Source organism: Kumtagia sp., from assembly GCF_059502445.1.
On record NZ_JCACER010000107.1, the window covers coordinates 195667 to 209744 of the forward strand.

Sequence of the window (14078 nt, forward strand, 5' to 3'; positions counted from 1 at the left end):
TCGTGGGATTTCGTATGCTGCATGTGTTCGTCGGTTGCCTCAATCGGACCGCACCCTATTTCTCGCGGGCGCACGGCGTGGGGCTCGCCGTCTACGCCTTCGACGAAGACAGCCTGGCTTTCGAGAAGCGGGCGGAAACGGGCGATGTCGATAATCCGACCTTCCTCTCGGTCGATCCTGAGAAGCGCTGCGTCTATGCCACGTCCGAAGTGTACGAGTGGAAGGAGGGGACGGTCAGCGCCTACCGCTTCGATCCCGACGGCGGCGTCCTCACCTACCTGAACAAGCAGGTCACGCTCGGCAGCATCGCCGCGCACAGCAGCCTCTCCCGCGACGGCCGCTTCCTGATGGTCGCGAACTACGCCATGGGCGAGGGCGGACCCGACCGCTCGGTTTCGGTGTTCGGCCGCAATCCGGACGGAAGCCTGACGCCGGCGGTGTCCGGCGTGGTCCATAGCGGGTCCGGGCCGAACCGGGAGCGCCAGGAGCGCAGCCATGCGCATTGCGTGCTGCAGCTTGCCGATGACGGGCTGGTGCTGGTGGCCGACCTCGGCCTCGACCGCGTGTTCGGCTACCGCCTCGGCTCGGACGGGACGCTGGCGCGGCAGACGGAAGTCGCGGCTGCGCCCGGCGCCGGGCCGCGCCACATCGCGCTCCATCCCGACGGGCGCACCGTCTTCGTCTTCAACGAGCTGGATTCGACGGTCGCCTCCATGCGCCTGCAGGCGGACGGCTCGTTTGCTGTCCTCGACGTGGTCGCGGCGCTGCCGGCCGGGGTCTCGCATTCGCACGCCGCCGACATCCACATCTCGCCGGACGGGCGCTTCCTCTACGGCTCCAATCGCGGTCACGATTCCATCGCCGTCTTCGGGGTCGAGCAGGGCAGCGGCAAGCTCACGCCGCGCGGCCATGTCTCAAGCGGCGGCAGGACCCCGCGCAACTTCACCCCGACGCCTTCCGGCCGCCATCTGCTGGTGGCCAATCAGGACAGCGACGTAATCGTGCTTCTGGCGCGCGATGCCGAGACAGGCGATCTTACCGACACCGGCCGCCGGCTGGAGATCGGCACGCCGATGTGCGTGCGCGTCGCAGCCCTGTAGCGCTGTTCTGCCGCTTGCGCGCGTCTGCCGCGCGGGCGTCAGCGCCAGCCCAGACCCGGTGGGACGTGGGTCAGGATCGCCTCGATCACATGCGCGTTGTAGTCGACGCCGAGCTGGTTGGGCACGGTGAGCAGCAGCGTGTCGGCTTCGGCGATGGCCTCGTCGCCCTTCAGCTGCTCGATGAGGGCGTCCGGCTCGGCGGCATAGCTACGGCCGAACACCGCGCGCGTATCCGCCTCGATGTAGCCGAACTGATCCTTGCTGTCGCTTCCGCCGAAATAGGCGCGGTCGCGGTCGTCCACCAGCGCGAAGATGCTGCGGCTGACCGACACCCGTGCCTCGCGTTCGTGGCCGGCCGCTTTCCAGGCCGCGCGAAACACCCGGATCTGCTCGGCCTGCTGGATGTGAAAGGGTTTTCCGCCCTCGTCGAACTTGAGCGTCGAGCTCTGCAGGTTCATGCCCAGTTTCGCCGCCCATTCGGCGGTCGCGTTGGTGGCCGCGCCCCACCAGATGCGCTCGCGCAGGCCTTCCGAATGCGGCTCGACGCGCAGAAGACCGGGCGGATTGGGGAACATCGGTCGAGGGTTGGGCTGGGCGAACCCCTTGCCGCGCAGCACTTCGAGCAGCACTTCCGTATGCCGCCGTGCCATGTCGGCATCGGTCTGTCCGTCTTGGGGGACGTGGCCGAAGTAGCGCCAACCGTCGATCACCTGCTCCGGCGAGCCGCGGCTGATGCCGAGTTGCAGCCGCCCGCCGGCGATCAGGTCGGCGGCGCCCGCGTCCTCGGCCATGTAGAGCGGGTTCTCGTAGCGCATGTCGATCACCGCCGTGCCGATCTCGATGCGCTTCGTCCTGGCGCCGACCGCCGCCAGCAGCGGGAACGGCGATGCCAGTTGGCGGGCGAAGTGATGGACGCGGAAATACGCCCCGTCCGCTCCCAGTTCCTCGGCTGCGACGGCGAGGTCGATGGATTGCAGCAGCGCGTCGGCCGCCGTCCGCGTCTGCGATTGCGGCGAGGGCGACCAATGGCCGAACGACAGGAAGCCGATTTTTTTCATGCTGCTGTTTAGCGCGCCCGCCCATGGCGCGCCACGTTGAAATTCGGGCAAACGGCCATGGGCTCTCAGCCGTTCTCCAGGCGCTGCTTGAGCTCGACCGCGGGGCAGCCGAGCTTGACCCGGCCGCGCTCGACGACCACCGCGCGATCCACCGCCCCGGCCTTCGACCGAGGCGTCGGTAGCGGATTGTCAGACCACGCCGGTCACGAGGCCGAGCCCGACGACCGCCACGACCGCGCCGGCCACGCGCACCAGCGTCTGCCCGATCTTGCCGGACTCGCTGCCGATCGCCACGCCGAGGCCGATGCCCGCCGCGTGCAGCAGCGCCGTGGCCGCCACGAAGCCGGCTCCATAGGCGAGGCCGCCCGCGTCTTCCGGCATCTCGGCGCCGTGCGCGTAGCCGTGGAATACAGCGAAGAAGCCGACCAGTGCCATTGCGATCGGCACCGCCGCCCGCAGGCGGAAGGCCACCGCGGCGCCGAGCACGACCACCGACAGACCGATGCCGAGTTCGACGAAGGGCACGGCAACGCCGGCAAGGCCGAGCGCGCCGCCGAGCGCCATCACGGCGACGAAGCTGGCTGGCACCAGCCATACGGCGCGCGCGCCGAGCTGGGCAGCGAACACGCCGACCATCACCATGGCGAGGATGTGGTCGAGCCCGCCGATCGGATGCATGAAGCCGTGGGCGAAGCCGCTGGTATCGCCAACGCCGGTATGCGCCTGGGCCACGCCCGCGGTGAGCGTGAGAAGCGGTGCCGCAAGCAGCGCGGCCAACGGTCTGGTGGTCATGGTCTTTCCTTTCATCGATGGAACGGGCTCCGCGCGGCGGACATGGAAGCCTCACTTGCGCCGAGGCGCCGGCGCGCTGCCGAAGGCCGCGCGCACGCTGATGGAGAACAGCAGTTCGGCGACGCGACGGGCGGCAACCGCATCGGCGGCGAGGCAGCGCACGCCCCAGCCGGCGCCGTTGGGCAGCGCGCTGACGCCCACGACCGCGCGGCCGTCCGGCGCCGGGGCGGCCAGGTCTTCCCTGACCGGCAGACGCGCCGGGTCGCCGAGCAGCAGGAAACTGGAGACGACGCGCCAGCCGCCGACCGGCGAGGAGGGCCCGACCAGGGCCTCGCCGGTGACGCGAAAACAGTCGCGCAGCAGCAGGCGGCCGGCGGCGTCGCGAACGACGACCTCCGACGCGAGCCGGTCGAACGGCCGCGCCGCGCCCAGCGGATCGTGCAGGGCGAAGGCATCGGCGAGCAGCAGCACCGCCCCCGGCGCCATTTTCGCCTCCAGCCGGTTGACGCAGGAGGCGCCGGGAAACAGCACGAGCGGGTCGGGCGTCAGCGCCAGGAACGCGTCCTCCTCCAGCGCGATCTCGACCGTCTGGCGGGCCGGCTGGCCGTGGCAGTCGTGCACGACGGTCGCCGCCTGGGTAGTGACGTGCGCGGCCGCCCGCGCTCCGATATCGTAGCGGCAGGCGAGGCGCTCGGCGCGATACAGCCCGCCCGAAGAGGATTGGTGGTAGACGGTGAGCAGCGACGGGATGGCGGAATCCAGCGCGAACGGCCGGGTCAGGTGAAACGGGTAGGATACGAACTGGCGGCCGATCGCGGTGCGGCCGCCGTGGCGCAGGAAGGCGAGCTCGAAGCGGCCGGCGGGCACGCCCGTAGTGGCCGCCGGCACGCTCGCTTCGCCCGGCGGCGGCGGCTGCCAGTGGCTGGTCATCGGAACAGCACGGCGGACAGGATCTTGTCGGCGATCGCCTCGATCCCCTCCGCCTTGCGGCAGTTGGTCAGCACGATCGGCCGCCCGCCGCGGGCCGCCGTCGCCTCCGCTTCCATGCGGGGCAGATCGACGCCGACATAAGGCGCCAGATCGGTCTTGTTGACGACCAGCAGGTCGCATTTCAGCACCCCCGGCCCGTTCTTGCGCGGGATGTCGTCGCCGCCGGCGACGTCGATGACGAACATCCACCAGTCGACGAGGTCGAGCGAGAAGGTCGAGGCGAGATTGTCGCCGCCGCTCTCGATTAGGATCAGTTCCGCGTCGGGAAAGCGCGCCTCAAGCTCGTCGGCGGCGGCGATGTTGAGGGTCGGGTCCTCGCGGATCACCGTGTGTGGGCACGCGCCGGCCTCGACCGCGGCGACGCGCGCCGGGTCGATCAGCCCGGAGCGGCGGATGCGCTCGGCGTCCTCCGCCGTCACCAGGTCGTTGGTGACGATCGCCAGCGACACGCCGCGCGCCGCAAACGCCGGGATCAGCCGCTCTATCAGCGCCGTCTTGCCGGAGCCGACCGGGCCGCCGATGCCGACGCGCGCCGCGCCGACGCGCGAGGCCGTTTTGCCGTGGGGGGAAAGCCGTGCGTCCATCGTCTCACCTCAGCATGTAGCGCTGCGCCAGCGGCAGTTCGTGCGCCGGCTCGCAGGTCGCCAGCTCGCCGTCGACGAACACGTCGAAGGTCTGCGGGTCGACGCGGATGTTCGGGCAGGCGTCGTTGCGCAGCATGTCCTTCTTCGACAGCGCCCGGCTGCCGCGCGACGGCAGCAGCGCCTTCTTCAGGTCGAGCGTGTCCGCCAGCCCGCGCTCGATCGCCAGTGGGTTGACGAAGCAGGCCGACAGCGCCTGCTTGGCGCGGCCGAACGCGCCCCATTGCGGCCGCAGCAGCAGCGGCTCGCAGGTCATCAGCGAGGCGGCGCTGTCGCCCATCGCGCCCCAGGCGATGAAGCCGCCCTTGATGATCAGCTCCGGTTTGATGCCGAAGAAGGCCGGCCGCCACACCACGATGTCGGCCAGCTTGCCGTCCTCCAGCGAGCCGATGTGCTCGGCGATGCCGAAGGTGCGGGCGGCGTTGATGGTGTATTTGGCGACGTAGCGCTTGATGCGCTCGTTGTCGCCGAAGCCGGTCCTCTCCTCGGGCAGGCGGCCGCGCTGCTTCTTCATTTTGTCGGCGAGCTGCCAGGTGCGGCAGATCACCTCGTTGATGCGGCCCATGCCCTGGCTGTCGGAGCCGAGCATCGAGATGGCGCCGATGTCGTGCAAAATGTCCTCGGCGGCGATCGTCTGGGCGCGGATGCGGCTTTCGGCGAAGGCCACGTCCTCGGGAATCGCCGGGTTGAGGTGGTGGCACACCATCGTCATGTCGAGGTGCTCGTCGAAGGTGTTGACCGTGTAGGGGTTGGTCGGATTGGTCGACGAGGGCAGGCACCACGGCACGCCGGCGACGCGGATAATGTCCGGCGCGTGGCCGCCGCCGGCGCCCTCGGTGTGGTACATGTGGATGGTGCGGCCCTTGATGGCGGCCAGCGTGTCCTCAAGGAAACCCGACTCGTTCAGCGTGTCGGTGTGGATCTGGACCGGGAAATCGAGCTGGTCGGCCACCGTCAGGCAGGTGTCGATCGAGGCCGGCATGGTGCCCCAGTCCTCGTGCAGCTTGAGGCCGAGGCAGCCCGTCTCGATCTGCTCGACCAGCGAGGCCGGCCGGTGCGAATTGCCGCGGCCGAGGAAGCCGAAATTGATCGGCCAGTGCTCGGCCGCCTGCAGCATCTTGCCGACGTTGAACGGCCCGCCGCAGTCGATGCCGACGGTGATCGGCCCGAGCGAGCCGCCGAGCATGGTGGTGATGCCGGAGGCAATGGCGTGCTCGCAGAGCTGGGCGCTGTCGAAATGCACATGCACGTCGATGGCTCCGGCGGTGGCGATCAGGCCCTCGCAGTCGCGCACCGTGGTGGCGGCCGAGACGATCAGGCGCGGGTCGACGCCGTCCATGACCGCCGGGTTGCCGGCCTTGCCGATGCCTACGATCCTGCCGTCCCTGATGCCGAGATCACCCTTGACGATGCCGACGACCGCGTCGATCACCGTTACGTTGCAGAGCAGGAAGTCGAGCGCGCCCTCGGCGCTGGTGACGCCGGCGGCCAGCCCGGCGCCGTCGCGCAGGGTCTTGCCGCCGCCATGCAGGCACTCGTCGCCGTAGACGCCGAAATCCTTCTCGACGATGGCGACGAGTTCGGTGTCGCCGAGGCGAAAGCCGTCGCCGGTGGTCGGGCCGTACATGGCGGCATAGTCGCGGCGGGACAGGGTTGCCATGGAAACTTCTCCTCTCAGGCGCCGCGGAAGCCGCCGGCGCGGGCGCGTTCCAGCGCCGCCGCCTTGGCCGCGGGGTCGTCGGCGTTGCCGTCGGACAGGCCGTTCAGGCCGGAAAGCCGCTGCTCGCCGCCGAAGGTGGTGAGCGTCACCTCCTTCTCCTGTCCCGGCTCGAAGCGCACGGCCGTACCGGCGGCGATGTCGAGACGCATGCCGTAGGCGGCGGCGCGGTCGAAATCGAGCGCCCGGTTGACCTCGAAGAAATGGTAGTGCGAGCCGATCTGCACCGGCCGGTCGCCGCCGTTGACGACACGCAGCGTCAGCTTGCGGCGGCCGGCATTGAGCTCGATGTCGCCGTCGCCGGTGACCAGCCCGCCCGGTTCGACCGTGTCCACCTCGGCACCCGCCACCGGGCGCAGCGGCTCGTGCACGGTCACCAGCTTGGTGCCGTCGCGAAACGTCGCCTCTACCTGCAGCATCGGCAGCATCGCCGCAACGCCGGGCATCACCTCGGCCTGCGTCAGGATCCGCGAGCCCGCCGACATCATCTCGGCGACCGAGCGGCCCTCGCGCGCGCCCTCCAGAATCTCGTCGGAGATGATGGCGACCGCCTCGGGATAGTTGAGCAGCAGCCCCTTGGCGCGGCGTTTGCGGGCAAGTTCCGCCGCCGTGTAGATGGTGAGGCGTTCGAGCTCGGTCGGCGTCAGAAGCATCGGGGCCTCCTCAGTTGGAAAACAGCCGTTGGCCGGCGGCGCCGTGCAGGGCAACCGCGATCTCGGCCAGCGGAATGAAGGAACGGATCGGCTCGTCGTCGGCGACGGGTGCTGCGCTGCCGGTCTCGATCAGCGGCAGCATACGGGCGAGTTCGGCCTGCGCCTCGATGGCGCCGACCAGGCCGAGCCGCACCGCCGCGGTGGCGAGCGAGGCGGCCGCCTGGTAGCCGGAGATCGCCACCGCGGTCGCCTCGTCGAGGCCGAGCGCCTGCCACAGCAGCCCCTGCACCACCGCGAGATGGCCGGGGGCGGCGCCGTCGCGCAGCATGGCGCGGTAGGCGGCGGCCCCCGGCGTGCCGATGCGGGCGTGGGTGGTCAGCAGCGCAGCGCCGTTGCGCCGCGAGCCGGCGCGCAGACCTTCGATGAGGGTGGAGGCCTCGACCTCGTGGTCGAGCGCCGCCAGCCTGGCGAGGTCTCCGCGCAGCCGGTGCGCGCGCACCATGGCGACGCGGTCGGCCTCCGCCCAGCGATGCCTGATCTGCGCCTGCACGAAGCCGGCGAAGTCGAAGGCGCCGAGCCGCTCCGCCAGTTGCGACGACGCCTCCAGTCCCTGCGAGAAGGCGAAGCCGCCGGACGGAAACTGGCTGTCGCCGTGTTGCAGCGCCACCAGCAGGCCGAGGTCGCCGGCCGCGCTCATTCGCTCTCCTCGGAGACGGTGACCCGCCCGCCTTCGATCATCGGCTCGATGCGCGCCGCATAGATCGCGGCAGGCCCGTCGAGCGACACCAGCAGGTCGTCGCCGTCGAAGCGCACCCGCCAGTGCAGATTGCCGGCATGGTAGCCGAGCTCCAGCGCGTCGCTCGCCGAATGAGGCGACAGCCTGAGCCAGCGCTGCTCGCCGGCGCGCACGACGATGGCGCGGGATTCGTCGAGCAGCAGCACCGCGCCGTCGAACAGCTTCTGGTCGCGCGGCAGCGTGATCGCCACCTCCTCGCCCCTCTCGGTGCGCGCCAGCAGGCGGCGCCGGTCGAGATCGGCCACGGCGATCTTGACCACCTCGACTGCGCCGCGATGTTCCATATGGTGCAGCCGGTCGTGCAGGCTGTGATCGGTGCTGGCTCCGAGGAGGCTGTCGACGCGAAGCATTTTCTCCACCCTTTCTGCGGTCTGCGGCGCCGTTGCTTCGACGCCGATCGTTGCGGCGCTACAGGCCCATGTGCCTGTGGATGAGGTCGTTGCTGAGATCGGCCGCGGTGCCGGCCGCGGCGACCCGACCCTTCTCCAGGATGGCGAAGCGGTGGGCGGCGGTGCGCGCGAAGCGGATTTTCTGCTCGACCAGGATGATGGTCAGGCCGTGGTCGCGGTTGAGCGAGACGATCGCCTTCTCGATGTCCTCGACGATATTGGGCTGGATGCCTTCCGTCGGCTCGTCGAGCACGAGGACGGACGGATCGGTCGCCAGCGCGCGGGCGATGGCGAGTTGCTGCTGCTGGCCGCCCGACAGATTGGTGCCGCGCCGCCCGAGATGGTCCTTCAGGAACGGGAACAGCGACCAGACGAGCTGCGGCACCGTCATCTGCCCGTCGGTGCGCGCGTTGCAGCCGAGCAGGATGTTGTCGAGCACGCTGAGGCCGGGAACGATCTCGCGTCCCTGCGGCACATAGCCGACGCCGCGTCGCGCCCGCTCGTGCGTCGGCGTCGCGCTGATGTCGGCGCCGTCGAACTCGATGGTGCCGGTGGTGCGCACGTCGATGCCGAGCAGGCTGCGCAGCAGCGTCGTCTTGCCGACGCCGTTGCGGCCGAGCAGGCAGAAGGTCTCGCCCTTGCGGATGTCGAGATCGAGATCGTGGATGATGTGGCTGGTTCCGTAGAACGCGTTGAGCTTCCTGAATTTAAGCATGGCTGAGACCCGCCGATCCGAGGTAGGCCTCGATCACCGCCGGATTGTACTCGATCTCGGCGGCAGTGCCCTCGGCCAACACCGCGCCCTGGTGCATGACGGTGATGGTGCGGCAGATGCGGCGCACGAAGGCCATGTCGTGCTCGATGACCAGCACCGTATGGCTGCCGGCGAGGTCGAGCAGCAGTTCGGCCGTCTTGTCGGTCTCGGCGGCCGTCATGCCGGCGGCCGGCTCGTCGAGCAGGACGATCTTCGGATCCTGGCTGAGCACCATGGCGAGTTCCAGCCACTGCAACTGCCCATGCGACAGCTCGGAGGCCCTGCGGTTGATGGCACCGAGCAGGCCGGTGCGCTCCGCCACCGCCGCTTCCTTGTCGCTGGGGCGCGACGGCAGCCAGTCGAACAGGTTTTCGAACACGCGCACGCGCCGGTTGCTGGCGACCTGCAGGTTCTCCAGCACCGTCATCTCCTTGAACACGGTCGGCGTCTGGAATTTCCGGCCGAGGCCGCTGCGTGCGATCGCCGCCTCGCCGATGCCGGTGATGTTGCGTTCGCGCAGCCAGATTTCGCCTTCCGACGGCAGGATCTTGCCGCACAACAGGTCGAGCAGCGTCGACTTGCCGGCGCCGTTCGCCCCGATGATGACGCGCAGCTCGCCGTCGGCGATGGCGAGATCGACGTCGCGAACCGCCGGGAAGCCGTCGAAGCGTACGGTCAGGTTCTTCGCCTGCAGGATGGGCATCGCCGCCATCGGCACGGCTGCCGGGCGGCTGACGTTCGCGACGGCGTTCAAGGGTATACCTCCCGTCCGACGGCGCGGGCCTTGCCGGAGCGCCCGATCAGGTCCTTGACGATGCCGGCGATGCCGTTCGGCATGACCAGCACGACGAACACGAACAGACCGCCGAGAACGATCGGCCAGACCGGCTGGAAGGCGGGGCTCTCGCTGGCGACCGAGCCGACGAAATTGACGAGCAGCGCGCCTATGCAGGCACCCAGCAGCGACGCCCGCCCGCCGGTCGCGGCCCAGATCACCATCGAGATGCTGAACGACGTCGCCATCAGCGATGGCGAGGCGAACTCGGCGGTGAGCGTGAACAGCATGCCGGCCAGCCCGGCGACGCCGGCCGAGAAGCAGAAGATGAAGAGCTTGTAGTTCTCGACGTCGTAGCCGAGGTAACGCGCCCGTGCCTCGTCCTCGCGGACGGCCTTCAGCACCTGGCCGATGCGCGCCGACAGCATGGCGCGAGACACCAGCACCACCGCCAGCAGCGTGCCGGCGACGAGGTAGTAGATGCTCGGCCCGTAGGGGTCGAACTCGAAGCCGCCGATCTCGAGCCAGGCGAGGTTGGCCAGCCCGTTGAAGCCGCCGGTGAGCGGCTGGTTGTTGATGATCAGCAGCTGGCCGATCAGCGCGAAGGCGAGCGTGATGATGCTGACGTAGACGCCGGTGGTGCGCCGCTTGAACATGACGTAGCCGAGGCCGGCGGCAAGTACGCACGGCACCACGATGGCCGCGATCATGCCGAACGCTACCGAGCGAAACGGAATCCACAGGAACGAGCCCGGCGTCACGCAGCACAGGTCGCGCACCGCGTCCGGCTGCATGTTGAGCAGCATCAGCTCCGGCACCGGGTTGTTCTCCGGCACGGCGAGCGTCAGCGACATCGCCAGCATGTAGGCGCCGATGCCGAAGAAGAGACCCTGGCCGAGGCTGAGGATGCCGGCATAGCCCCACGACAGGCTGATGCCGACTGCGCAGATCGAATAGACGAGGTAGGTGGCGACGCGGTTGGTCCAGAAGCTGTTGAGAAAGAAGGGAAGGGCGAAGATCACGGCGAAGAACAGCAGGTAGGCGGCGATCGTGGCGGTGCGGTGTTTCATGCGCTCGTCCATGGTCAGCGGCTCCTGCTCACGAACAGGCCCTGCGGCTTGAAGAGGAGGATGAGGATGACCACGGCGAACAGCACGGTGCGGCCGTAGACGTCGTTCAGCCACATGGCGACGAAGCTCTGCACCTCGCCGAGGATGCCGGCGGAGAGGAAGGTGCCGGCGAGATGGCCGACGCCGCCGGCCACCACCACCAGGAAGGCGTCGACGACATAGGGCGTGCCCATGTCCGGCGAGACGGTCTTGAAGCCGGAGACGAGCACGCCGGCGATGCCGGCGAGGCCCGAGCCGTAGGCGAAGGCGAGCATGTTGACGCGCTTGTCGTTGACGCCGCAGGCCGCCGCCGTGTTGCGCGCCACCGAGACGGCGCGAAGCTGGCTGCCGAAGCGCGTCCTATAGATCAGCCACCAGGTGACGGCGCCGAGCAGCAGGGCGACGACGAAGATGAACGCCCGGTAGACGGGGATGTTGGCGCCGAGGAAATGCAGGGTCTGCTGGAGTTCCCCCGGCACCGGCACGTTCTGCAGGTCGGAGCCGAGGCCGTCGATATGGATGCCGAACAGCCCGAGCCCGAAATGGATGCGGATGAGCTGCTGCAGGATCAGCGCGATGCCCCAGGTGGCCAGCAGCGTGTCGAGCAGCCGCCCGTAGAGCCGGCGCACCACGGTGCGCTCGATCACCAGGCCGAAGCCGGCAGTGACCAGGAACGCCAGCGGCAGGCAGAGATAAAGGTTGAAGCCGAGATGCTTGGTCGCCAGCACGGTGACGTAGGCGCCGATCATCACCATCTCGCCATGGGCGAGATTGATGACCTTCATCGTCCCGTAGATGATCGCCAGGCCCAGCGCGACCATGAACAGGATCGAGGCGATGCTCAGTCCGATGACGAATGTTTCCATGCCGCTTCCACCTGACCCGAAATTCGGGCCGGCGCGGTCGACCGCGCCGGCCCGGTGTCCTGCCGAAAGGCGTTACAGCACGGCGCCGCCGGCGGTGCAGATGCGCTTTTCAGCGGTCTCGCCGACGCTCGAATAGGGCAGCGGCAGCAGCGGCTCCGGATACTGGTCGACGATGTCGAGCAGGCCGTCGGCACGGGTCTTGCCGATGCGCGGGGTCAGGTAGCTGTGCAGGTTCTCGGGGTCGATCGTCACCTTGCCCTGCGGCGCGTCGAACGACAGGCCGCCGGCATTCGCCACCACCGCCTCGGGCGACACGTCGCCGGCCTTTTCGGCGGCCATCGCCCACATGTTGACGCCGATATAGACGGCTTCCATGGCGGCGTGGGTGACGGCATCGGCGCCGGCATAGGCCTTGAACGCCTCGACGAACACCTTGTTCTGCGGCGTGTCGACGGTCTGGAAATAGGGCAGCGAGACGTAGCTGCCCTGGGCGTATTCAGGACCCATCGCCTTGATCTCGACCTCGGTGGTGGTCGAGGAGCAGAGCGGCAGCTTCTCGAAGTCGTAGCCCTGGTTGCGCAGCTCGCGATAGAAGGCCACGATCGAATCCCCGACGACGTTGGAGAAGATCACGTCGGCGCCGCTGGAGCCGATCTTCGACACCATCGAGGCCCATTCGGTATGGCCGAGCGGCAGGTATTCGTCGCCGACCACCTCCATGCCGATGCCCTGGCAGATCGTCTTCGAGGTCTTGGCCATGCCGCGCGGGAAGGCGTAGTCGGAGCCGACGATGAACAGCTTGCTCTTGCCAAGGTTCTTCAGCCAGGGCAGCGAGTTCTCGAGCTGCTGGTTGGGCACCGCCGAGCCGGCGTAGAGCACGTTCTTCGAGCACTCCTCGCCCTCGTACCAGGTCGGCCAAACCAGCAGGCCCTTGCGCCGCTCGACCACCGGCAGCACCGCCTTGCGGCTGGCCGTGGTGTAGCAGCCGAAGATCACCGGCACCTGGTCCTCGATGGCGAGCTTGCGGGCCTTCTCGCTGTAGATGCGCGGCTCCGACGCCGGGTCCTCGATGATGGGCTTCAACTGCTTGCCCAGCACGCCGCCTTTCGCGTTGATCTCGGCGATCGCCATCTGCGCGCACTGGTTCATCGACTTCTCGACGATGGCGGTGGTCCCCGTCAGGGAATACATGATTCCCACCGGTATCTCGTCCGCCGCCCAGGCCCTGCCGTCGAGGCGCAGGATCGCCGGCGCAGCCAGGCCCATTGCCGCCAGTCCGCTCGCCTTGATGAATGTCCGTCTGTTCTGCATCGTAGTACCCCTCGTTTTGCGCCGTCTTTGACGCTTCGTTCTTGTGGATTGTCCGGTCGCGGTTTGCTGGCGAGGCGACCGGCTCAGGAAACCTTCCGGCTCTTCGCGCGTCCGTGCTCCTAAAAAAACCGCCGAATTCGGCTGCTTTCCCGCGAAAATCGCCTGCTTTTTCTCCGAAAAACCTCCTGGAATTTTTCCAAAACGCCCCGGAATTCTCCCAAAAACCCCGGATATTTCGGCGTTCGGCCATCCGCACACTCGTCCGAAGGCGCATTTGCGCAGCACCTGCGCAGGCAAGCACAAGGTCATGCGCGACCGGCCAGCGGACGCGGTTCGGCAGATCGGTTCAGCATGACGGCCGCCAACGACACTGTCGGACAGGCCGAAAAACAAAAAGCCCGCCAACTCCTGTCCGGAGCTTGCGGGCTACCCAGCCTCACGGTGCCGACGACGCTGTCGGGCACCACAATCGACGTTCAAACTTCACTGAACGTCAATTATTTTTCACTGTAGGCACGGTGTCCCTGAACGTCAAGAGTTCATGTGCATTTATGATGGCGCTCGCCAGATCGTCCATCGGGACACGCTTGGCCATCGCCTGCCGGCGGATGCTCTCATAGGCGGCCTGCTCGCTCAGCCCCTGCGTCTCCATCAGGATGCTCTTCGCCTTGAGGATGCGGTTGTTGCCGGCGAGCTTGCGCTCGAGCTTGCGGATGCGCTTGGCCGCGCCCTGCCGTTCCAGCCACAGCGCGCGGGCGATCGTCAAATTGGTCAGCAGCCCGAACGGGCGGATCGGCCGCTCGATCACCGCCAGCGCGCCGCATTCCAGCACGACCTGCAGCGTGCCGGGATCCTCGAACGACACGACCGCCAGCAGCGCCGGGTCCGACGGCTCGATCGGGCGGAACAGCTTGAGGATTTTTTCGCGGTTCTCCTGCTCGATGGCGACGAGCACCACGGCGGCGGCCGGGCTGATGGCGTCCGGCAGCGGCCAGGTGGTCTCGCAAGTGCAGCCGATGCGCCGGAGATGTTCGACCAGCGCCACGCCTTCCGGGTCCGGCGGGTGGATGACCTGGACCCGCAGCCCCTTCAGATCGCGAAGAATGTTCACCGCCACCGGAGCAATC

16 protein-coding genes are annotated in these 14078 nt (G+C 68.4%); 2 read left to right on the forward strand and 14 right to left on the reverse strand.

Features of this window, described 5'->3' with window-relative positions:
• Positions 1-2: 2 nt before the first annotated feature.
• Entirely contained in the window at positions 3-1100 is a 1098-nt protein-coding gene (locus tag AC5JDC_RS28680; protein ID WP_495846874.1) for a lactonase family protein, read from the forward strand.
• Positions 1101-1138: 38 nt separating this feature from the next.
• Here the strand turns inward: AC5JDC_RS28680 and AC5JDC_RS28685 are convergent, their stop codons facing one another.
• From AC5JDC_RS28685 to AC5JDC_RS28745, 13 genes are all read right to left on the reverse strand, one after another.
• The gene (locus AC5JDC_RS28685; RefSeq protein WP_495846876.1) at positions 1139-2158 is read right to left on the reverse strand and encodes an LLM class flavin-dependent oxidoreductase; all 1020 of its coding nucleotides are present in this window, start codon (positions 2156-2158) and stop codon (positions 1139-1141) included.
• A 189-nt stretch (positions 2159-2347) separates the two neighbouring features.
• Positions 2348-2950 (reverse strand): HupE/UreJ family protein, encoded by a 603-nt coding sequence (locus AC5JDC_RS28690; protein ID WP_495846878.1) that lies wholly within the window; start codon positions 2948-2950, stop codon positions 2348-2350.
• Between the two features lie 51 nt (positions 2951-3001).
• Entirely contained in the window at positions 3002-3880 is an 879-nt protein-coding gene (locus AC5JDC_RS28695; protein WP_495846880.1) for an urease accessory protein UreD, read from the reverse strand.
• On the reverse strand, positions 3877-4524 hold the full coding sequence (gene ureG / locus AC5JDC_RS28700) for an urease accessory protein UreG (protein ID WP_106770526.1): 648 nt from the start codon (positions 4522-4524) through the stop codon (positions 3877-3879). Before ureG ends, AC5JDC_RS28695 begins: the two co-directional genes overlap by 4 nt.
• A 4-nt stretch (positions 4525-4528) precedes the next feature.
• Complete coding sequence (gene ureC / locus AC5JDC_RS28705) at positions 4529-6241, reverse strand: urease subunit alpha (RefSeq protein WP_495846883.1); 1713 nt, start codon at positions 6239-6241, stop codon at positions 4529-4531.
• A 14-nt stretch (positions 6242-6255) separates the two neighbouring features.
• Positions 6256-6951 carry an urease subunit beta gene (locus AC5JDC_RS28710; RefSeq protein WP_495846885.1) on the reverse strand — a complete coding sequence of 232 codons (696 nt, stop codon included), beginning with the start codon at positions 6949-6951 and terminating at the stop codon, positions 6256-6258.
• Between the two features lie 10 nt (positions 6952-6961).
• Complete coding sequence (locus AC5JDC_RS28715; protein WP_495846887.1) at positions 6962-7648, reverse strand: urease accessory protein UreF; 687 nt, start codon at positions 7646-7648, stop codon at positions 6962-6964.
• Positions 7645-8097 carry an urease accessory protein UreE gene (gene ureE / locus AC5JDC_RS28720; protein ID WP_495846889.1) on the reverse strand — a complete coding sequence of 151 codons (453 nt, stop codon included), beginning with the start codon at positions 8095-8097 and terminating at the stop codon, positions 7645-7647. Before ureE ends, AC5JDC_RS28715 begins: the two co-directional genes overlap by 4 nt.
• Before the next feature lie 58 nt (positions 8098-8155).
• Positions 8156-8851 (reverse strand): urea ABC transporter ATP-binding subunit UrtE, encoded by a 696-nt coding sequence (gene urtE / locus AC5JDC_RS28725; protein WP_495846891.1) that lies wholly within the window; start codon positions 8849-8851, stop codon positions 8156-8158.
• Positions 8844-9593, reverse strand: coding sequence for an urea ABC transporter ATP-binding protein UrtD (urtD, locus tag AC5JDC_RS28730; RefSeq protein WP_495846955.1), 750 nt, complete (start codon positions 9591-9593; stop codon positions 8844-8846). Before urtD ends, urtE begins: the two co-directional genes overlap by 8 nt.
• Before the next feature lie 47 nt (positions 9594-9640).
• Positions 9641-10747, reverse strand: coding sequence for an urea ABC transporter permease subunit UrtC (urtC, locus tag AC5JDC_RS28735; RefSeq protein WP_495846893.1), 1107 nt, complete (start codon positions 10745-10747; stop codon positions 9641-9643).
• 2 nt (positions 10748-10749) lie between these two features.
• Positions 10750-11640, reverse strand: a complete 891-nt coding sequence (gene urtB, locus AC5JDC_RS28740; protein WP_106770519.1) for an urea ABC transporter permease subunit UrtB — start codon at positions 11638-11640, stop codon at positions 10750-10752.
• A gap of 72 nt (positions 11641-11712) precedes the next feature.
• Entirely contained in the window at positions 11713-12951 is a 1239-nt protein-coding gene (locus AC5JDC_RS28745; protein ID WP_495846895.1) for a transporter substrate-binding domain-containing protein, read from the reverse strand.
• A 351-nt stretch (positions 12952-13302) separates the two neighbouring features.
• Here AC5JDC_RS28745 and AC5JDC_RS28750 point away from each other — a divergent pair, with 351 nt between their 5' ends.
• A complete protein-coding gene (locus AC5JDC_RS28750; protein WP_495846897.1) occupies positions 13303-13464 on the forward strand; it encodes a hypothetical protein in 162 nt (53 codons plus the stop codon).
• On the opposite strand, the gene AC5JDC_RS28755 is transcribed toward AC5JDC_RS28750, so the two are convergent.
• A complete protein-coding gene (locus AC5JDC_RS28755) occupies positions 13445-14068 on the reverse strand; it encodes an ANTAR domain-containing response regulator (protein ID WP_106770517.1) in 624 nt (207 codons plus the stop codon). The genes AC5JDC_RS28750 and AC5JDC_RS28755 overlap by 20 nt on opposite strands.
• Positions 14069-14078 lie beyond the last annotated feature (10 nt).

Excerpts from the sequence above, each read along its gene's own strand:
- AC5JDC_RS28715 (WP_495846887.1), bottom strand. The coding sequence starts at position 7,648 with ATGAGCGCGGCCGGCGACCTCGGCCTGCTGGTGGCGCTGCAACACGGC.
- urtC (WP_495846893.1), bottom strand. The coding sequence starts at position 10,747 with ATGGACGAGCGCATGAAACACCGCACCGCCACGATCGCCGCCTACCTG.
- urtE (WP_495846891.1), bottom strand. The coding sequence starts at position 8,851 with ATGCTTAAATTCAGGAAGCTCAACGCGTTCTACGGAACCAGCCACATC.
- urtB (WP_106770519.1), bottom strand. The coding sequence starts at position 11,640 with ATGGAAACATTCGTCATCGGACTGAGCATCGCCTCGATCCTGTTCATG.
- AC5JDC_RS28695 (WP_495846880.1), bottom strand. The coding sequence starts at position 3,880 with ATGACCAGCCACTGGCAGCCGCCGCCGCCGGGCGAAGCGAGCGTGCCG.
- AC5JDC_RS28685 (WP_495846876.1), bottom strand. The coding sequence starts at position 2,158 with ATGAAAAAAATCGGCTTCCTGTCGTTCGGCCATTGGTCGCCCTCGCCG.
- ureG (WP_106770526.1), bottom strand. The coding sequence starts at position 4,524 with ATGGACGCACGGCTTTCCCCCCACGGCAAAACGGCCTCGCGCGTCGGC.
- ureC (WP_495846883.1), bottom strand. The coding sequence starts at position 6,241 with ATGGCAACCCTGTCCCGCCGCGACTATGCCGCCATGTACGGCCCGACC.
- AC5JDC_RS28745 (WP_495846895.1), bottom strand. The coding sequence starts at position 12,951 with ATGCAGAACAGACGGACATTCATCAAGGCGAGCGGACTGGCGGCAATG.
- AC5JDC_RS28690 (WP_495846878.1), bottom strand. The coding sequence starts at position 2,950 with ATGACCACCAGACCGTTGGCCGCGCTGCTTGCGGCACCGCTTCTCACG.
- AC5JDC_RS28750 (WP_495846897.1), top strand. The coding sequence starts at position 13,303 with ATGACGGCCGCCAACGACACTGTCGGACAGGCCGAAAAACAAAAAGCC.
- AC5JDC_RS28710 (WP_495846885.1), bottom strand. The coding sequence starts at position 6,951 with ATGCTTCTGACGCCGACCGAGCTCGAACGCCTCACCATCTACACGGCG.
- ureE (WP_495846889.1), bottom strand. The coding sequence starts at position 8,097 with ATGCTTCGCGTCGACAGCCTCCTCGGAGCCAGCACCGATCACAGCCTG.
- urtD (WP_495846955.1), bottom strand. The coding sequence starts at position 9,593 with ATGCCCATCCTGCAGGCGAAGAACCTGACCGTACGCTTCGACGGCTTC.